Origin of the sequence: Pseudomonas promysalinigenes (assembly GCF_014269025.2) — a bacterium.
GTDB classification, from domain to species: domain Bacteria; phylum Pseudomonadota; class Gammaproteobacteria; order Pseudomonadales; family Pseudomonadaceae; genus Aquipseudomonas; species Aquipseudomonas promysalinigenes.
Window position 1 is genome coordinate 4,011,188 of the sequence record NZ_CP077094.1, and the last position, 19,812, is coordinate 4,030,999.

17 protein-coding genes are annotated in these 19,812 nt (G+C 61.2%); 15 read left to right on the forward strand and 2 right to left on the reverse strand.

The window, feature by feature from the left end:
- Positions 1-412: 412 nt before the first annotated feature.
- The 12 genes from arcD (at position 413) to HU725_RS18265 (ending at position 14,595) form a co-directional block, all read left to right on the forward strand.
- Complete coding sequence (gene arcD / locus HU725_RS18210; protein ID WP_186477719.1) at positions 413-1,840, forward strand: arginine-ornithine antiporter; 1,428 nt, start codon at positions 413-415, stop codon at positions 1,838-1,840.
- A gap of 32 nt (positions 1,841-1,872) precedes the next feature.
- A complete protein-coding gene (gene arcA, locus HU725_RS18215) occupies positions 1,873-3,132 on the forward strand; it encodes an arginine deiminase (protein ID WP_186477718.1) in 1,260 nt (419 codons plus the stop codon).
- 71 nt (positions 3,133-3,203) lie between these two features.
- Positions 3,204-4,214 carry an ornithine carbamoyltransferase gene (locus HU725_RS18220; protein WP_186477717.1) on the forward strand — a complete coding sequence of 337 codons (1,011 nt, stop codon included), beginning with the start codon at positions 3,204-3,206 and terminating at the stop codon, positions 4,212-4,214.
- A gap of 105 nt (positions 4,215-4,319) precedes the next feature.
- The gene (gene arcC, locus HU725_RS18225) at positions 4,320-5,249 is read left to right on the forward strand and encodes a carbamate kinase (protein WP_186477716.1); all 930 of its coding nucleotides are present in this window, start codon (positions 4,320-4,322) and stop codon (positions 5,247-5,249) included.
- 55 nt (positions 5,250-5,304) lie between these two features.
- Positions 5,305-5,673: a DUF5064 family protein gene (locus HU725_RS18230; RefSeq protein ID WP_060478728.1), complete on the forward strand. Its 369-nt coding sequence runs from the start codon at positions 5,305-5,307 to the stop codon at positions 5,671-5,673.
- Positions 5,674-5,756: 83 nt separating this feature from the next.
- Positions 5,757-7,268 carry a transcriptional regulator GcsR gene (gcsR, locus tag HU725_RS18235; RefSeq protein ID WP_186477715.1) on the forward strand — a complete coding sequence of 504 codons (1,512 nt, stop codon included), beginning with the start codon at positions 5,757-5,759 and terminating at the stop codon, positions 7,266-7,268.
- 263 nt (positions 7,269-7,531) lie between these two features.
- The gene (gene gcvH / locus HU725_RS18240; RefSeq protein WP_060478730.1) at positions 7,532-7,915 is read left to right on the forward strand and encodes a glycine cleavage system protein GcvH; all 384 of its coding nucleotides are present in this window, start codon (positions 7,532-7,534) and stop codon (positions 7,913-7,915) included.
- Positions 7,916-7,926: 11 nt separating this feature from the next.
- Entirely contained in the window at positions 7,927-10,782 is a 2,856-nt protein-coding gene (gene gcvP / locus HU725_RS18245; protein WP_186477714.1) for an aminomethyl-transferring glycine dehydrogenase, read from the forward strand.
- A 136-nt stretch (positions 10,783-10,918) separates the two neighbouring features.
- Positions 10,919-12,295, forward strand: coding sequence for an L-serine ammonia-lyase (locus HU725_RS18250; protein ID WP_186477713.1), 1,377 nt, complete (start codon positions 10,919-10,921; stop codon positions 12,293-12,295).
- A 26-nt stretch (positions 12,296-12,321) separates the two neighbouring features.
- Positions 12,322-13,443 carry a glycine cleavage system aminomethyltransferase GcvT gene (gcvT, locus tag HU725_RS18255; RefSeq protein ID WP_186477712.1) on the forward strand — a complete coding sequence of 374 codons (1,122 nt, stop codon included), beginning with the start codon at positions 12,322-12,324 and terminating at the stop codon, positions 13,441-13,443.
- A gap of 357 nt (positions 13,444-13,800) precedes the next feature.
- The gene (locus HU725_RS18260; protein WP_186477711.1) at positions 13,801-14,010 is read left to right on the forward strand and encodes a cold-shock protein; all 210 of its coding nucleotides are present in this window, start codon (positions 13,801-13,803) and stop codon (positions 14,008-14,010) included.
- Positions 14,011-14,100: 90 nt separating this feature from the next.
- Positions 14,101-14,595, forward strand: a complete 495-nt coding sequence (locus tag HU725_RS18265; RefSeq protein ID WP_186477710.1) for an RDD family protein — start codon at positions 14,101-14,103, stop codon at positions 14,593-14,595.
- A gap of 206 nt (positions 14,596-14,801) precedes the next feature.
- On the opposite strand, the gene lptG is transcribed toward HU725_RS18265, so the two are convergent.
- Together lptG and lptF are read right to left on the reverse strand one after the other, a co-directional pair.
- Complete coding sequence (gene lptG, locus HU725_RS18270; RefSeq protein ID WP_186477709.1) at positions 14,802-15,863, reverse strand: LPS export ABC transporter permease LptG; 1,062 nt, start codon at positions 15,861-15,863, stop codon at positions 14,802-14,804.
- Positions 15,856-16,971, reverse strand: a complete 1,116-nt coding sequence (gene lptF / locus HU725_RS18275; protein WP_186477708.1) for an LPS export ABC transporter permease LptF — start codon at positions 16,969-16,971, stop codon at positions 15,856-15,858. Before lptF ends, lptG begins: the two co-directional genes overlap by 8 nt.
- Before the next feature lie 289 nt (positions 16,972-17,260).
- Here lptF and HU725_RS18280 point away from each other — a divergent pair, with 289 nt between their 5' ends.
- From HU725_RS18280 to HU725_RS18290, 3 genes are read left to right on the forward strand one after another with little or no spacing between them, the layout of a single operon-like run.
- Positions 17,261-18,754, forward strand: coding sequence for a leucyl aminopeptidase (locus HU725_RS18280; protein ID WP_186477707.1), 1,494 nt, complete (start codon positions 17,261-17,263; stop codon positions 18,752-18,754).
- Between the two features lie 50 nt (positions 18,755-18,804).
- A complete protein-coding gene (locus HU725_RS18285) occupies positions 18,805-19,233 on the forward strand; it encodes a DNA polymerase III subunit chi (RefSeq protein ID WP_186477706.1) in 429 nt (142 codons plus the stop codon).
- 5 nt (positions 19,234-19,238) lie between these two features.
- Positions 19,239-19,607: a DNA polymerase III subunit chi gene (locus HU725_RS18290; protein ID WP_186477705.1), complete on the forward strand. Its 369-nt coding sequence runs from the start codon at positions 19,239-19,241 to the stop codon at positions 19,605-19,607.
- Positions 19,608-19,812: the final 205 nt, after the last annotated feature.

The following is a 19,812-nucleotide window of genomic DNA, read 5'->3' on the forward strand; positions in this document are numbered from 1 at the left end:
TCACATTGTCAGAGGCTGAAACAACCCTGTGCGCCATCTTTTAGTGCTACATAGACCGGCTTAAAATTAAACTCATGCCTGTAATGACGGAAGTAACTTATAAAATTCCTGTAACGCTAGCAGTTGTAACACAACAAGAAAAGAAACCTATAAAACGCACAATTTTTTGTGAAAAATTTGCGAAAACGGTGAAAGCAACTAGCTTCAGAGATCGCAGGTTAAACAGAGCGTTCGCTCTAGCCGTACATGGAGGTGCCAGCGCATAAGGCCTGCAGCTGAGCTGTTGGCACTCTCCAGGAGCGCGTGAAGGAAATTTCCTACCTTCACCTTGCCTAGAACTGATTCACGTCAGTTCAAGGCCACGGCGACGGATTTATGCTGTCGTCAACTTTCTCCTGGCAGGAGTTGTTAAATGTCTGATTCTTCGGGAAAACTAAAGCTAGGCGCATTAGTTGCACTTGTGGTCGGCTCGATGATTGGTGGCGGTATCTTTTCGCTGCCGCAGAACATGGCCGCCAGTGCGGGCGTCGGCGCGGTTCTAATTGGCTGGGCAATCACCGCAGTGGGCATGCTGACCCTGGCATTCGTGTTCCAGACCCTGGCCAACCGCAAGCCCGACCTGGACGGCGGTGTGTATGCCTATGCCAAGGCAGGCTTCGGCGATTACATGGGTTTCTCATCAGCATGGGGGTACTGGATCAGCGCCTGGCTAGGGAATGTCGGCTATTTCGTATTGCTGTTCAGCACTTTGGGCTACTTTTTCCCAATCTTCGGCGAAGGTAACACCCCCGCGGCCATCATCGGTGCATCGGTGCTGCTGTGGGCCGTGCATTTTCTGGTACTGCGCGGCATCAAGGAAGCAGCCTTTATCAACCTGGTCACCACTGTGGCCAAGGTTGTGCCGCTGGTGCTGTTTGCGCTGATTTGCCTGTTCGCCTTCAAGCTCGAGGTGTTCACCGCCGACATCTGGGCCGTGGGCACTCCCGAGCTTGGCAGCGTGATGAACCAGGTACGCAACATGATGCTGGTCACCGTCTGGGTGTTTATCGGCATCGAAGGCGCAAGCATCTTCTCGTCACGGGCGGAAAAACGCTCCGACGTGGGCAAGGCCACGGTCATCGGCTTCATCACCGTGTTGCTGTTCCTGGTGCTGGTCAACGTGCTTTCGCTGGGCATCATGACCCAGCCGGAGCTGGCCAAGCTGCAGAACCCGTCGATGGCTGCGGTGCTCGAGCATGTGGTAGGCCATTGGGGTGCGGTGCTGATCAGCGTCGGGCTGATCATCTCGCTGCTCGGCGCCCTGTTGTCCTGGGTGTTGCTGTGCGCCGAGATCATGTTCGCTGCGGCCAAGGACCACACGATGCCGGAGTTCCTGCGCCGGGAAAACGCCAACCAGGTGCCGGCGAACGCGCTGTGGCTGACCAACGCGATGGTGCAGATCTTCCTGGTCATCACGCTGTTCTCCAACAGTACCTACCTGTCGCTGATCTACCTCGCCACCTCGATGATCCTGGTGCCTTACCTGTGGTCAGCGGCGTATGCCTTCCTGCTGGCACTGCGCAGCGAGACATACGAACAGGCCCTTGCCGAACGCAAGAAGGACCTGATCATCGGTGCCATCGCACTGCTTTACGCCATCTGGCTGCTGTATGCCGGAGGGGTCAAATACCTGCTGCTTTCGGCCCTGCTCTACGCCCCCGGCGCGATCCTGTTCGCCAAAGCCAAGCGGGAGGTGGGCCAGCCGATCTTCACCAACGTGGAAAAACTGATCTTCGCAGCCGTGGTCGTCGGCGCCCTGGTGGCAGCCTATGGCCTGTATGACGGCTTCCTGACCCTTTGACCCACGTCTTCGTTCAATTGGAGGAATGAACCATGTCCGCTGAAAAACAGAAGTACGGTGTCCACTCCGAAGCCGGCAAGCTGCGCAAGGTAATGGTTTGCGCACCGGGCCTGGCGCACAAGCGGCTGACCCCAAGCAACTGTGACGAGCTGCTGTTCGACGACGTGATCTGGGTCGACCAGGCCAAACGTGACCATTTCGACTTCGTCACCAAAATGCGCGAGCGTGGGGTAGACGTGCTGGAAATGCACAACTTGCTGACGGATATCGTGCAGGACAAGCAGGCTCTGGACTGGATTCTCGACCGCAAGATCACCGCAGACAGCGTGGGTGTCGGCCTGACCCACGAAGTGCGCAGCTGGCTCGAAGGCCTGGAGCCTCGCCATCTGGCCGAATTTCTGATCGGCGGAGTGGCCGGCCAGGACCTACCGCAGAGCGAAGGCGCCGATGTGGTGCGCATGTACAACGAATACCTGGGCCACTCCAGTTTCATCCTGCCACCGCTGCCCAACACCCAGTTCACCCGTGACACCACCTGCTGGATCTACGGCGGTGTGACGCTGAACCCGATGTACTGGCCCGCGCGGCGCCAGGAAACCCTGCTAACCACCGCCATCTACAAATTCCACAAGGAATTCACCGGCGCCGACTTCCAGGTCTGGTACGGCGACCCGGACAAGGACCACGGCAGCGCAACCCTCGAAGGCGGTGACGTGATGCCGATCGGTAACGGCATCGTGCTGATCGGCATGGGCGAGCGCACCTCGCGCCAAGCCATCGGCCAACTGGCGCAGAACCTGTTCGCCAAGGGGGCCGTGAAAGAGGTGATCGTCGCCGGCCTGCCCAAATCCCGCGCGGCCATGCACCTGGACACGGTGTTCAGCTTCTGCGACCGGGACCTGGTCACGGTCTTCCCGGAAGTGGTCAAGGAGATCGTCCCGTTCATCATCCGCCCCGATGAAAACAAGCCGTACGGCATGGACGTGCATCGCATTCACAAGTCGTTCATCGAAGTGGTGGGCGAGCAACTTGGCCTGAAGGACGGGCTGCGGGTGGTAGAGACCGGCGGCAACAGCTTCGCCGCCGAGCGCGAACAGTGGGACGACGGCAACAACGTGGTGGCCATCGAGCCAGGCGTGGTCATTGGCTACGACCGCAACACTTACACCAACACCCTGCTGCGCAAAGCCGGCGTCGAGGTCATCACCATCAGCGCCGGCGAGCTAGGCCGCGGCCGCGGCGGCGGCCATTGCATGACCTGCCCGATCGTACGCGACCCTATCGACTATTAACGCCCACTGCACACCCGGCCGCACTCACGAGGTGGCGGCCAGGCCCCCTACCGAATTCAAGGAGAACCGTCATGGCGTTCAACATCCACAACCGTAACTTGCTCAGCCTCGAACACCACACCACGCGCGAGCTCAAATACCTGCTGGATCTGTCACGCGACCTCAAACGCGCCAAATACACCGGCACCGAACAGCAACACCTCAAAGGCAACAACATTGCGCTGATTTTCGAAAAAACCTCCACCCGCACCCGCTGTGCGTTCGAAGTTGCGGCCTATGACCAGGGCGCCAATGTCACCTACATCGACCCCAACTCATCGCAGATCGGCCACAAAGAAAGCATGAAGGATACTGCCCGCGTGCTGGGTCGGATGTATGACGCCATCGAGTACCGTGGCTTCAAACAGGAAATCGTCGAAGAACTGGCCAAGTTCGCAGGCGTGCCGGTGTTCAACGGCTTGACCGATGAGTACCACCCAACCCAAATGATCGCCGATGTGCTGACCATGCGTGAGCACAGCGACAAACCGCTACACGACATCAGCTACGCCTACTTGGGCGACGCCCGCAACAACATGGGCAATTCGCTGCTGCTGATCGGCGCCAAGCTCGGCATGGACGTACGCATCGCCGCCCCCAAAGCGCTGTGGCCCCATGAAGACCTGGTCGAGCGTTGCCAGCACTACGCCGAAGAAAGCGGCGCACGAATCACCCTCACCGAAGACCCCAAGGCTGCAGTCAAGGACGTCGATTTCATTCACACCGACGTCTGGGTTTCGATGGGTGAACCGATCGAAGCCTGGGGTGAGCGCATCAAGCTGCTCAAGCCCTACCAGGTGAACAAGGAGATGATGAAAGCCACAGGCAACCCCAGGACCAAATTCATGCACTGCCTGCCTGCTTTCCACAACAGCGAAACCAAGGTAGGCAAGCAGATTGCCGAGCAGTATCCGGACCTGGCCAATGGCATAGAAGTGACCGATGACGTGTTCGAGTCGCCGGCGTGCATCGCCTTCGAACAGGCGGAAAACCGCATGCATACCATCAAGGCGATCCTGGTTTCGACCTTGGCTGACCTGTAAGGCTGGGCAGCCCGCGTCACCTGTGGCAGCGGGGTTACCCGCTGCCACGGTGCGGTGTCCGGCCACCCAACAGCGCATATTTCTTTCGCTTAAAGGACATTTCCCATGCGTATCGTTGTTGCATTGGGCGGCAACGCCCTGCTACGCCGCGGTGAGCCGATGACCGCTGAGAATCAGCGCGCCAATATACGCACAGCCACCGAACAGATCGCCAAGATCCACCCCGGCAACGAGCTGGTGATCGCCCACGGCAATGGCCCGCAGGTGGGCCTGCTGGCGCTGCAAGGGCTGTCGTACAAGCCCGACGAAGCTTACCCGCTGGATGTGCTGGGTGCCGAAACAGAAGGCATGATCGGCTACATGATCGAGCAGGAGCTAGGTAACCTGCTGGACTTCGAAGTGCCGTTCGCTACCCTGCTGACGCAGGTTGAGGTAGATGCCAACGACCCGGCCTTCAAAGACCCAAGCAAGTTCATCGGCCCCGTGTACAGCAAAGAGGAAGCGCAGCGCCTGGCCAAGGAAAAGGGCTGGGTGGTCAAGGCCGACGGCGACAAGTATCGGCGTGTCGTCGCAAGCCCAAAACCCAAACGCATCTTCGAAATCCGCCCGATCACTTGGCTGCTCGAAAAGAAAAGCATCGTGATCTGCGCAGGGGGCGGCGGCATCCCGACTCTGTACGATGAAAACCGCAAGCTCAAGGGGGTCGAGGCGGTGATCGACAAAGACCTGTGCTCGGCGTTGTTGGCCGAACAGTTGAAAGCCGACCTTCTGGTAATCGCCACCGATGTCGATGCGGCCTACATTGATTGGGGCAAGCCAACGCAAAAAGCCATTGCCCAGGCCCATCCCGATGAACTCGATCGCCTGGGCTTCGCTGCAGGCTCCATGGGGCCAAAGGTGCAAGCTGCCTGCGATTTCGCCCGCCATACCGGTAAAGTGGCTGTGATCAGCTCGCTGGAGAACATCGAGGATATCGTCAAAGGCGTCGCCGGTACCCGGATCAGCACCCAGACACCGGGTATCAGCTACCGTTGACTGCAGTTGGCGGGCTAGCCGGGCCCGCCTTTTCAATTTTGTGGAGGTTTGAGCCATGGCCCAATTTCACCCCGGTCACGTACACATCGAGCGCATTGCGCTGAACAGCGCCGACCATAGCTATGACCTGAACATCGAATACGAAGCCGTGCAGGACCCCGGCGAAGGCCTGGGTGTGGCGTTTCACATGCACGGCAGCATCGAAGGCAAGCCGGTGGATGAGACTTTCTTCCTGGCCAAGGACCAGGTGCTACCGAGCTTTCTGATGGTCTTGAGCCGCAAAGCCCAGGCGCACCTGGAGCCGCCGAAGAAATTCGAGACGCTCAGCTCGCCACACAAGCTCTACGACGCGATGTTCGAAGACATCCGCGAGAAACTTCACGTGAAATCGGGCGATCCGATCAAGCCTGAACACTTGGAGTGAAGTCGCCTAGAGGGGCCGTTCTGCGGCCCTGACAATGTTGAGGCATACTACTGCCCTCCCCGGCCAAAACGCCCCTCTGCCCCATGCGCATCCACGTCAGTTTCATCGACCGCGTCGGTATCACTCAGGAAGTCCTCGCCCTGCTCGGTGCCCGCAACCTCAATCTGGACGCCGTGGAGATGGTCCCGCCCAACGTCTATATCGATGCCCCGACCCTGAGCCCTGCAGTGCTCGAAGAACTTCACGACGCCCTGTTCGAAGTCCAGGGCGTGCAATCGGTGGAGGTGGTCGACATCCTTCCCGGCCAACGCCGCCACCTGCAACTCGATGCACTGCTGGCGGCCATGAGCGACCCAGTGCTAGCGGTCGACAGCGCGGGCAAGGTGCTTTTGGCCAACCCGGCGCTGATCGCCCTTTGCGGCCGCGAATCCGCCGGGCGTACGGTGGGTGAGTTGTTCAACGATCCAGAACTTCTCCAGGCCCTACTGGACAACAACTTCCGATTGCCGATGCGCGAAATGCAGCTGCACGGGCAAAGCTTGTTGCTGGACGCCACGCCCATCACCCACGCAGGCGGGCTGCTTACACTGTATGCGCCCAGCCGCATGGGCGAGCGCCTGTCGGCGCTGCACCACGACCACGCTGAAGGCTTCGATGCGCTGCTGGGCGAATCACCGGCCATCCGCACGCTCAAAGCCCGCGCACTGCGCGTGGCGGCACTGGACGCACCGTTGCTGGTACACGGCGAAACCGGCACCGGCAAAGAGCTGGTGGCCCGCGCCTGTCACGCCATCAGCAGCCGCCAAGCCTCGCCGTTCCTTGCCCTCAACTGCGCGGCACTGCCCGAAAGCCTGGCCGAAAGCGAGCTGTTCGGCTATGCCCCCGGCGCCTTCACCGGTGCCCAGCGCGGCGGCAAGCCCGGGCTGATGGAGCTGGCCAACCAGGGTACGGTGTTCCTCGACGAGATCGGCGAAATGTCGCCGTACCTGCAGGCCAAGCTGCTACGTTTTCTTAGCGATGGCAGCTTCCGCCGCGTGGGCGGCGACCGCGAGGTGAAAGTGGATGTGCGCATCATCAGCGCCACCCACCGCGACCTGGAACGCATGGTCGCCGAAGGCACCTTCCGTGAAGACCTGTTCTATCGCCTGAATGTGCTCAACCTGCAAGTGCCGCCGCTGCGCGACCGGGGCCAGGACATCCTCATGCTGGCGCACTACTTCATGCAGCAGGCCTGCACACAGATCCAGCGCCCCGCCTGCCGCCTCACCCCCGCGACTCACTCGGCCCTGCTGGCCAACCCCTGGCCAGGCAACGTGCGTCAGTTGCAGAACGTGATTTTCCGCGCTGCGGCCATCTGCGAGGGCAACCTGGTAGATATCGGTGACCTGGATATCGCCGGAACCTCGGTGGCCCGAGGGCAGGATGGCGAGGTGGCAAGCTTGGAGCAGGCAGTGAGCGATTTCGAAAAGGCGTTGCTGCAGCGGCTATACGCCAGTTATCCCTCGACACGGCAGTTGGCGGGGCGGCTGCAGACATCGCATACGGCGATTGCACAACGGTTACGCAAATACGGCATCACCAGCAAAAGCTTATGACGGAACGATTTCAATACACTGTAATTAATTCAATACACCCTGGAGTTCACGCCGCTGGACAAGGGTCTGATCAACCTCGAGTTTTAGGCCACCCTTCAAATGTAGCGAATTCGTTACAGTGGCCGGGCGCGCCTTTATCGCATCCACCTTCAAATCATTGATTTATAAGGCTTTATTAATATTGGCCGCATTATTGCTTCGGGATTCGCAATTCAAGAGCGCGGCCGCACCGCGCCCATCGCCCTGCTTCCCGAGGATCCCCCATGAGCGAGTTGCGTTTCACAGAAGATCACGAATGGCTACGCGTCGAAGACGACGGTAGTGTCACCGTGGGCATCACCGCCTACGCCCAGAACGCCCTCGGCGATGTGGTCTATGTGCAACTGCCTGAGCTGCAGCCTTATGAAAAAGGCGCCGAAGCCTCCACCGTCGAATCGGTGAAAGCCGCCAGTGGTGTGTACATGCCCCTGACCGGTGAAGTGGTCGCCGTCAACGAAGGCCTCAACGACAGCCCCGAACTGGTCAACGAAGATCCGCTGGGTGAAGGCTGGTTCTTCCGCTTCATCCCGGCCGACATGAACCAAGTCAACGCCCTGCTCGACCAGGACGCCTACGACCGCTTGATCAAAGCCAACGACGACGCCTGAGGAGCCCGACCATGACTATCAACCTCGGCACCGCCAACGAATTCATTGCCCGTCACATTGGCCCGCGCGCCGACGACGAGCAGGCCATGCTCGCCACCCTGGGCTTCGATTCGCTGGACGCCATGACCGCAGCGGTCATCCCTGACAGCATTAAAGGCACCAGCGTGCTCGGCTCGCAAGACGGCCAGAGCGAAGCCGATGCCCTCGCGGCGCTCAAGGCCATCGCGGGCAAGAACCAAGTGTTCAAGAGCTATATAGGCCAGGGTTACTACAACACCCACACCCCATCGCCGATCCTGCGCAACCTGTTGGAAAACCCGGCTTGGTACACCGCCTACACCCCCTACCAGCCAGAGATTTCCCAGGGCCGCCTGGAAGCACTGCTGAACTTCCAGACCCTGATCAGTGACCTTACCGGCCTGCCGATCGCCAACGCATCCTTGCTCGACGAAGCCACCGCAGCGGCCGAGGCCATGACCTTCTGCAAGCGCCTGTCGAAGAACAAGGCCAGCCACACCTTCTTCGCCTCCGTGCACTGCCACCCTCAGACCCTCGACGTGTTGCGCACCCGTGCCGAGCCGCTGGGCATCGAAATCGTAGTGGGTGACGAACGTGAACTGGGCGATGTCAGCGCCTTCTTCGGCGCATTGCTGCAATACCCAGCCAGCAACGGTGAGGTGTTCGACTACCGCGAGGTCGTCGCGCGCTTTCACGCCGCCAATGCCTTGGTCGCAGTCGCCGCCGACCTGCTGGCCCTGACCCTGCTCACCCCGCCTGGCGAGTTCGACGCCGACGTTGCCATCGGCAGCGCCCAGCGCTTCGGCGTGCCGCTGGGCTTTGGTGGCCCCCATGCGGCCTATTTCGCTACCCGCGATGCCTTCAAGCGTGACATGCCTGGCCGCCTGGTCGGTGTTTCGATCGACCGCTTCGGCAAAACTGCCCTGCGCCTGGCCATGCAGACCCGCGAACAGCATATCCGTCGCGAGAAAGCCACCAGCAACATCTGCACCGCCCAGGTGCTGCTGGCCAACATCGCCAGCATGTTCGCCGTGTACCACGGCCCGGCGGGCCTCAAGCGCATTGCTGAGCGCACTCACGCCCTCACCGCGATTCTCGCGGCCGGCCTGAAAAACCTGGGCCTGGAAGTGGTTGGGGAAACCGCCTTCGACACCCTGACCCTGGCCACCGGCAGTGCCACCGCCAGCTTGCATGACAAGGCGCGGGGCCAGGGTATCAACCTGCGCCAGATCGACGCTGCCCACCTGGGCCTGTCGCTCGACGAAACCAGCACCCAAGCCGACGTCGAGGCCCTCTGGCAACTGTTCGGCAGCGATCAGGCTCAGCCCGACTTCGCTAGCCTGGCAGCCAGCACCGGCTCGCGTTTGCCGGCCACCCTGCTGCGTCAGTCGGCGATCCTTGAGCACCCGGTGTTCAACCGCTACCACAGCGAAACCGAGCTGATGCGCTACCTGCGCCTGTTGGCCGACAAGGACTTGGCGCTGGACCGCAGCATGATCCCACTGGGGTCGTGCACCATGAAGCTCAACGCGGCCAGCGAAATGATCCCAGTGACCTGGGCCGAGTTTGGCAACCTGCACCCGTTCGCCCCAGCTGAGCAAAGCCAGGGCTACCTGCAGATGACTACCGAACTTGAGGCGATGCTGTGCGCCGCCACCGGATACGACGCGGTGTCGCTGCAACCCAACGCCGGTTCCCAGGGCGAGTACGCAGGCCTGCTGGCGATCCGCGCTTACCACCGCAGCCGCGGCGAAGGCCACCGCGATATCTGCTTGATCCCTTCCTCGGCTCACGGCACCAACCCTGCGACCGCGCACATGGCCGGCATGCGTGTGGTGGTCACCGCCTGTGATGCCCGTGGCAACGTCGATGTCCAAGACCTGCGCGCCAAGGCCATCGAACACCGCGAGCGCCTGGCGGCGATCATGATCACCTACCCGTCGACCCACGGCGTGTTCGAAGAAGCGATTGGCGAGATCTGCGCGATCATCCATGACAACGGCGGCCAGGTGTATATCGACGGCGCCAACATGAATGCCATGGTCGGCCTTTGCGCCCCAGGCAAATTCGGGGGCGACGTTTCGCACCTGAACCTGCACAAGACCTTCTGCATTCCTCATGGCGGTGGCGGCCCAGGCGTCGGGCCGATCGGCGTCAAGTCGCACCTGGCGCCGTTCCTGCCAGGTCACGCGGCGCTGGAAAACCCCGAGGGGGCCGTATGCGCCGCGCCGTTCGGCAGCGCCAGCATCCTGCCGATCACCTGGATGTACATTCGCATGATGGGCGGTGCCGGGCTCAAACGTGCCTCGCAGATGGCGATTCTCAACGCCAACTACATCGCCCGCCGCCTGGAAGAGCACTATCCAGTGCTGTACACCGGTGGCAACGGCCTGGTCGCCCACGAATGCATCCTCGACCTGCGCCCACTCAAGGACAGCAGCGGCATCAGCGTCGATGACGTGGCCAAGCGCCTGATCGACTTTGGCTTCCACGCCCCGACCATGTCGTTCCCGGTGGCCGGCACGCTGATGATCGAGCCGACCGAAAGTGAGTCCAGGGAAGAACTGGATCGCTTCTGCAACGCCATGATCCAGATCCGCGAAGAGATCCGCGCCGTGGAAAACGGCAGCGTTGACAAAGATGACAACCCGTTGAAAAACGCCCCGCACACTGCAGCGGAACTGGTAGGTGAATGGAGCCATGGCTATAGCCGTGAGCAGGCCGTGTATCCACTGCCCAGCCTGGTGCAAGGCAAGTACTGGCCGCCGGTCGGTCGCGTCGACAACGTGTTTGGTGATCGCAACCTGGTCTGCGCCTGCCCGTCGATCGAGAGCTATCAGGACGCCTGATAGCATCTAGGCTTGACACACAACCTGTGGGAGCGGGTTCACCGGCGAATGCGTTAGTGGCTGCATCGCCATATTCGCGGGCCAACCCGCTCCCGCTCGGTTCAGTGTCCGCCCAAACAACCCAGCTGGAGGCAGCATGTCACTGAGCGTCTTCGACTTGTTCAAGATCGGCATCGGCCCCTCCAGCTCCCACACGGTCGGGCCTATGCGCGCTGCCGCGCGCTTTGTTCAGGGGCTGCGCCGCGATGGCTTGCTGGCCAGCACCGTCAGCGTCAAGGCCGAACTCTACGGCTCGCTTGGCGCCACCGGCAAAGGCCACGGCAGTGACAAGGCGGTATTGCTCGGCCTGCAAGGCGAGCACCCAGATAGCGTCGATACCGAAATCATTCCCGCCCGCCTGCAGGCCATCCGCGCTAGCGGTCAGCTCAGCCTGCTGGGTGAGAAGACCATCGCGTTCGACGAGAAGCAGCACCTGGCGATGATCCGCAAACCCCTGGCCTACCACCCCAACGGCATGATTTTCCGAGCCTTCGATGGCGCCGGTCTACAAATTCGCAGCCGCGAGTACTACTCGGTAGGTGGTGGCTTCGTGGTGGATGAGGATGCTGCCGGCCAGGACCGAATCGTCGAAGACAGCACCGTGCTGGCCTATCCATTCACGACCGCCAAAGCTTTGCTCGGCCACTGCATCGCGCACCAGTTGTCGATCAGCCAGGTGATGCTGGCCAACGAGGCCGCCTGGCGCCCTGAAAGCGAAACCCGCAGCGGCCTGCTGCACATTTGGCAGGTGATGCAGGATTGCGTCGAAGCCGGCTACCGTCACGAAGGGGTTCTACCCGGCGGCCTGAAGGTCAAGCGCCGCGCTCCGGCACTGTACCGCCAACTGAGCCGCCACCCGGAAGCCAACCTGCGCGATGCATTGTCGGTGCTCGACTGGGTCAACCTCTATGCCCTTTCGGTCAACGAGGAAAACGCCAATGGCGGGCGGGTAGTCACCGCGCCCACCAACGGTGCGGCGGGCATCGTGCCGGCAGTGCTGCACTACTACATGCGCTTCGTCCCAGGTGCCAGCGAAGAGGGGGTGGTGCGTTTTCTGCTGACCGCTGCCGCCATCGGCATCCTCTACAAGGAAAACGCCTCGATTTCCGGGGCTGAAGTCGGCTGCCAGGGCGAGGTGGGGGTAGCCTGTTCGATGGCCGCCGGGGCCTTGTGTGAGGTGATGGGCGGCACCGTGCAGCAAGTCGAGAACGCTGCTGAAATCGGCATGGAGCACAACCTTGGGCTGACCTGCGACCCCATTGGCGGGTTGGTACAGGTGCCGTGTATCGAGCGCAATGCCATGGGCTCGGTCAAGGCGATCAACGCGGTGCGCATGGCCCTGCGCGGTGACGGGCAGCACTACGTGTCGCTCGATAAGGTGATTCGTACCATGCGCCAGACCGGCGCCGACATGAAAAGCAAATACAAGGAGACCGCCCGCGGCGGTCTGGCCGTCAACATCATCGAATGTTGACCCGATATACAACCAAGGAGTCATCGATGTCCGAAACACTGCAAAAGACCCCGCTGCACGCCCTGCACCTGGAGCTGGGCGCGCGCATGGTGCCATTCGCCGGCTTCGACATGCCGGTGCAGTACCCGCTGGGGGTGCTCAAGGAGCACCTGCACACCCGCGAACAGGCAGGCCTGTTCGACGTATCGCACATGGGCCAGATCCTGCTGCGCGGCGCAGACGCCGCCAAGGCACTGGAGACTCTGGTGCCGGTAGACATCATCGACCTGCCAGTGGGTATGCAGCGCTATGCGATGTTCACCAACGACCAAGGTGGCATCCTCGACGACCTGATGGTCGCCAACCTGGGCGACGACACCTTGTTCCTGGTGGTCAACGCGGCCTGCAAGGAGCAGGACCTGGCCCACCTGCGCAAGCATATCGGCAACCGTTGTGAAGTGCAGGCGCTGTTCCAGGAACGAGCCCTGCTCGCGCTGCAGGGCCCGGCTGCGGTGAAGGTGCTGGAACGCCTGGTACCCGAGGTTGCTGGCATGACGTTCATGCAGGTGCGCGCAGTGAAACTGCTCGATGAAGACTGTTACGTAAGCCGCTCGGGCTACACCGGCGAAGACGGCTACGAGATTTCAGTGCCTGTCGGCGCCGCCGAGGCATTGGCGCGCCGCCTGCTGGCCGACCCGCAGGTGCAGCCCATCGGGCTGGGGGCACGCGACTCGCTGCGCCTTGAAGCAGGCCTGTGCCTCTATGGCCACGACATGGACACCCATACCACGCCAATCGAAGCCAGCCTGCTGTGGGCAGTGTCCAAGGTTCGCCGAGCAGACGGCGGCCGTGCCGGTGGTTTCCCCGGCGCCGAGGTCATATTTGCCCAGCAGCAAACGGGGGTGGCCCGCAAGCGCGTGGGTCTGTTACCACAAGAACGCACGCCGGTACGCGAAGGCGCGGAGATTGTTGATGCGTTCGATAATAACGTTGGCAAAGTATGCAGTGGCGGATTTGGCCCGACACTCGGCGCCCCAGTCGCCATGGGCTATATCGATATCGAACACTGTGCATTGGACACTCCCCTGTTCGCCTTGGTACGCGGTAAGAAGGTTGCCTTGAAAGTCAGCAAAATGCCTTTCGTTGCACAGCGTTACTACCGTGGTTGAAGACAGGACATAAGGTTCAGTGGCAGGTTGCAGATATTCGATTTCGAACCTGCCCAATAACTTTTGAACAGGGTTGCAGCCCAGGCACTACGGCGTTTTCGGCAGATTTTCGAAGGCCTGGAGAAAGCCCTGTTTTAGACGCGACCCAGGGCTTGTTTTTCGCTCGGGACTTGGCGTAGAGTCACAACACTGTGTTTGCATGGGTCGCAACAGTTCGTGACCTGGGCCAGTAGCCTAGATTAGCTACAACCCGTTCGACGTCTCTTACTTTCCTGCAACCCAGCCCAGTACTCTTTGGCGTATATATAACGCAAAAGAAACTGTCATCAATATTTAAGCTTCATAGGAAATAAGACAATGGCTGAGCGTCAGAACGGTACCGTCAAGTGGTTCAATGACGAAAAAGGTTACGGCTTCATCACTCCAGAAAGCGGTCCGGATCTGTTCGTGCACTTCCGCGCCATCGAAGGCAACGGCTTCAAGAGCCTGAAAGAAGGCCAGAAGGTCACCTTCGAAGCAGTTCAAGGCCAGAAAGGCATGCAGGCTGACAAAGTTCAGGCTGTGTAAGGCAAAGCCCGACTCCCAGAAGCCCCTGCGATATGCAGGGGCTTTTTTTTGCCCGTAGAATGGCGGCTTCGTTACTCGGAGCTAAATTGCATGCCCAAGCCCTTGCTCTCTCCCCAGGGTGACTTTCCACCCGTCGGCCTCGGTCGGCGCCTGGCGGCGATGTTCTACGACTTCCTGCTTTGCACGGCACTGCTGATCGTCACCGCCGGTGCCTACAAGATGGTGCAGATGGCCATCATTGGCGAAGCCCGCATGCGCGAGCTGACCGAGGCCGGCGCGCTGGATGGCGACCCACTGCTCTCGACCCTCCTACTTTTCGCACTGTTCGGCTTCTTTGCCAAATTCTGGACCCACGGTGGTCAGACCTTGGGCATGCAGGTTTGGGGGGTGCGTGTGCAGAACGCCGACGGCAGTGCGATCAGCCTATGGCAGGCGCTGCTGAGGTTCATGGTGGCCATTGCGTCCTGGCTTTGCCTGGGGCTGGGCTTTATCTGGTCATTGTTCGACAAGCGTCGGCGCAGCTGGCACGACATTTACTCACACACCCAGTTGGTGCGCGTGCCGAAACCGAAGAAGCAGGTGTGAGACAGCCGACCTTCAGGCTAATGCCATTCGATCAAGTTCGTACGCCCAGCTATGGGGCCGCGTCGCGGCCCGTGGCGGGAACCCGCAGGGGTTTTTTAGGGGAGAAACTGTGCAAGCGGGTTTATCCGCGAAGGGCTGCCAAGCAGCCCCATTGGCGTCACTGACCGACTTTGACCCGTAGGTCGGTCATCGGTCAGTTGTCGCCATCAGCCGGCACGGCGCAACAGCCAGAGACCGGCCACGGCACAGATCCCCGCTGGGATTACCACCGCGAGCAGCGGTGGGAAGCCGAACACTTGGCTCGACGGGCCCAGCAAGTCTTGGCCGATGCGGAATACGAAGCCCACCAGCACACCTGTGAACACGCGCTGACCGAGGGTCACCGAACGCAGCGGGCCGAAGATGAAGGAAATCGCCATCAGCACCAGCGCTGCGGTGACCATCGGCTGCAGCACTTTGGTCCAGAACGCCAGCCAGTAGCGGGAGTTGTTCAGGCCTTGATCGGACAAGTAATGGATGTAGTCCCAAAGCCCGGTGATCGACAACGATTCAGGCGCCATGATCACGGTATTGAGCAACTGCGGGGTCAGCGACACGTCCCATTGCTCCGAAGGCGCCTTCACCACTTCGGTGTGGTCGCCACGGAAGTAGGTAGTGCTGATGTCGTTCAAGGTCCAGTGATCGCTTTCGAACTGGGCCCGACGGGCAAAGCTCGCCGACTGGATCTTGCGCTCGCTGTCGAAGCGATAGCGCGTCACACCCAGCAGCAAGCCATTGGGCTGCACCGCGTTGATGTGCACGAACTCCTCGCCCTGGCGGTGCCACATGCCATGTTTGGAGCTCTGCGCTTCACCGCCACCCTGCGCCAAGGACCGATCGGCCTGGGCTTTGTTTTCGGTGACCGGAGCGACATATTCACCTATCAGCAGGCCAACCAGCATCAGCACCAGCATGGGCTTCATCACCGCCCAGACGATACGGCCAATGGAAACGCCCGCCGCGCGCATGATGGTCAGCTCGCTGTTGCTGGCGAGGCTGCCGAGGCCGATCAGGCAGCCGATCAGCCCCGCCATGGGCAGCATGTCGTATAGCCGCCGAGGCGCGGTCAGTAGCACGTATTTGCCGGCGTCGAGCAGGGTGTAGGTGTCGCTCAGGTCGCCCATCTCGTCGATGAAGGCGAACAGCGAGGCCAGGCCGAGAATAATCCCCAGCACCGCCAGAATGGCCAACAACACGCTCTGGCCGATGTAACGGTCAAGCTTAGCCACGGACCACCTCCGCACGACGGGCAGCCATTTTCAGGCGCAGCGGCTCCCAGTACATCAGGCCCAGGCCGATCAGCAGGAACAGCCCATGTACCCACCACAGGCCAAGGCCAATGGGCAACTTGCCCTTTTCCAGAGCGCCACGAACGGAAATCAGCATCGTCAGGTAAGCCATGTACAGAAGAATCGCCGGCAGCAGCTTGAGGAAGCGGCCCTGGCGCGGGTTGACCCTGGCCAGCGGCACCGCCATGAGGGTCACGATGAACACCAGGATCGGAAGCGACAGGCGCCATTGCAGTTCGGCACGTTCGCGTGGGTCGGTCTTGCCGAACAGCTCCAGGGTCGAAATCGCTTCGCGGTCGGTTACCTCTTCAGCCACCTCCGGCTTGGGCAGCAGCACCCCATAGGTGTCGTACTTGATGGCGCGGTAGTCAGCCTGGCCCGGATTACCGTCATAGCGGTAGCCGTTTTCCAGCACTAGGTAGCGATTGCCGTCGGCCTGAACTTCCTGGTGGCCCTTCTCGGCAACCAGCACCGACGGGGCACGGTCCTTGGTCTTGTCCTGGTTGAAGCGCTTCTCGGAAATGAACACCCCGGCCAGCTTCACGCGGTCGTCAGACAGCTGCTCGGTGTAGGTCACCCGTGAACCGTCGCGCAAAGTCTGGAAGCGGCCAGGTACCAAGGTATCGAACTCGGTCATCGCGTCCTGCTGGGCGATGATCTTTTGTACCTGGGCAACGCCCAAGGGGGACAAGCTCATGCTCAGCCAGGCGACCAGCAGGGCGACCAGAGCAGCCGGCGCCATGGTCAGGGCCAGCAGGCGCTGCTGGCTCATGCCGGTTGCCGACAGCACGGTCATTTCGCTTTCCAGGTAGAGCCTGCCATACGCCAGCAGGATCCCCAGGAACAGGCCCAGCGGCAGAATCAGCTGCAGGAAACCTGGCATGCGAAAGCCCATGATCAGGAACAGCACGCCAGGGTCGAGGATACCCTGGGCGGCCTGGGCCAGGTACTTGATGAAGCGCCCACTCATGATGATCACCAGCAGCACGGCGCTGACGGCGCTCAAGGTCACCAGGACCTCGCGGGACAGATAACGAAAGACGATCAAACCAGACACTCCTGGGTTGTCAGGGGCGGACTGCCAAACATTGGCCTGTGACATCCAGGACCAAAGCCGGTTCGCCTACGGCGAACCTCCATATGAAGTGCGCGCATTATCCTGTGATTGACGGCGCCTGTCACTTGGCCGCGCATCAACAGCCACATCGGGCTTGTCAGCACGCTTGCCCGAGGCTCAAACTGGCAGCTTTTCCACTGGTGCGCGACAACGCGGCCAGGCCCGTCCAGAGCGCGAAAAACCATAGCGCCACCTGCAAAGATCATTCGGGGACCCTGACATGGAACTGGTTGTAAAAAGCGTAGCTGCTGCATCCGTAAAAACCGCCACCCTGGTGGTAGCGGTCGGTGAAGGGCGCAAGCTCGGCACCGTCGCCAAGGCTGTCGACCAAGCTTGTGAAGGCGCCATCAGCGCAGTGCTCAAGCGCGGCGACCTGGCTGGCAAACCTGGCCAGACCCTGCTGCTGCAAGCCTTGCCTGGCCTGAAGGCCGAACGGGTGTTGCTGGTCGGCAGCGGCAAGGACGAAGCACTTGGCGATCGCGCCTGGCGCAAACTGATCAGCAGCGTTGCTGGCGTGCTCAAGGGCCTGAACGGCACCGATGCGGTGCTGGCACTGGATGACATCGCCGTCAGCCACCGCGATGCCCACTACGGCAAGTATCGTCTGCTGACCGAGACCCTGCTCGACGGCCAATACGTGTTCGACCGTTTCAAAAGTCAGAAAGCCGAACCGCGTGCCCTCAAGAAAGTCACCCTGCTGGCAGACAAAGCCGGGGTGGCCGAGGTCGAGCGCGCCGTCAAGCATGCCAGTGCCATCGCCACCGGTATGGCGTTCACTCGCGATCTGGGCAACCTGCCGCCGAATCTGTGCCACCCAAGCTACCTGGCCGAGCAGGCCAAAGACCTGGGCAAGGCGCACAAAGGGCTGAAGGTCGAGGTCCTCGACGAGAAAAAGATCAAAGACCTGGGCATGGGCGCGTTCTATGCCGTTGGCCAGGGTAGCGAGCAGCCGCCACGCCTGATCGTACTGAACTACCAGGGCGGCAAAAAGGCCGACAAGCCGTTCGTGCTGGTGGGCAAGGGCATCACCTTCGATACCGGCGGCATCAGCCTCAAGCCCGGTGCCGGCATGGATGAAATGAAATACGACATGTGCGGTGCCGCCAGCGTGTTCGGCACGCTGCGTGCCGTGCTGGAGCTCAAGCTGCCGATCAACCTGGTTTGCCTGCTGGCTTGCGCCGAGAACATGCCAAGCGGCGGCGCCACTCGCCCAGGTGACATCGTCACCACCATGAGTGGTCAAACGGTCGAAATCCTCAACACCGACGCCGAGGGCCGCCTGGTACTGTGCGATACCCTGACCTACGCCGAGCGCTTCAAACCGCAGGCGGTGATCGACATCGCCACCCTGACCGGCGCCTGCATCGTCGCCCTGGGCAGCCACACCTCCGGCCTGATGGGTAACAACGACGAACTGGTCGGTCAACTGCTCGAGGCTGGTAAGCGTGCCGACGACCGCGCATGGCAGCTGCCGCTGTTCGACGAGTACCAAGAGCAACTGGACAGCCCATTTGCCGACATGGGCAACATCGGTGGCCCGAAAGCCGGCACCATCACCGCAGGCTGCTTCCTGTCGCGCTTCGCCAAGGCCTACAACTGGGCGCACATGGACATCGCCGGCACCGCGTGGATCAGCGGCGGCAAGGACAAAGGCGCTACCGGCCGCCCGGTGCCCCTGCTGACCCAGTATCTGCTGGACCGCGCCGGCGCCTGATGCCGTGAAGCCAGCGGCGCCCCTGACGCCGCTGGCTGGCAGAGCACACCATGAGCAAAGTCGATTTCTACATTCTTCCCACCGACTCGCTGTCGGCGCGGCTCGATTTCGCCTGCAAACTGTGCGAAAAGGCCTGGCGCCTCGGCCACCGGGTCTACCTGCATTGCCAGGACGCCGAACAGCGTAAAGAGCTGGACCAACGGCTTTGGCAGTTCAAGGGTGAGGCGTTCGTACCCCATGACTTGGCTGAAACGCACCCGCACACGTCAGTAGCGCTGGGGTTGGCGGACGACGCAGGGGAGCATCGTGACCTGCTGATAAACCTGGGTGCCGATGTACCGGGTTTCGTTGGCCAGTTCGAGCGGGTTGCCGAAATCGTTGTCGAGGACCCAGGCATTCGCCAATCGGCCCGGGAGCGGTTCCGTTTCTACCGTGAACAGGGCTATGCTCTGCAAGACCACCGCTTACAGCGACTTTGACGACGATGGACAAGCCCTCCGCCCTACCCGATTCTGCTCACTTGCTGGATGACCTGGAGTCGATTCGCCAGCTGCTTGGCGATTCTGACCTGCAACCGCCGCTGCTTACCGAAACAGTCGAGCAAATCCCGCTGTTGCTTGATGTGCCCAGCGCACATGCAACACAAGCCTCTGAACAGCCTATGGCAAGCCCACCCCAGGACGACCCGCAGACTCGCCGCCAGGACACTCTGCTGCACCTGGAGAGCGAGCTGCGCGCCGCTGCGCAGATGATCATGCAGGACGTGATCAACGACTTCACCCCACACATCGAAAACGAGATCAAACGCCGCTTGGATGCGCGGATCGAGCGCTTGATCAAACGCTCGGAGTGAGGCTGCAAGTGTGCGGTGCCGGTGCCACACACCGCACTGCATGCTTCGCGGGTAAAGCCGATCTCCCAGCCTGGTGCTCACCTTGAGGTATTAGCAGGCCTTGTGGGTTGAGGTAAGCACACGCCAGGCCCGCCTTGCCAGATAGCAGCAGCTTGTCGCCTGCGGCCCCCAGCTTGGTTATACTTCCCGGCTTTCCCGAATAAAT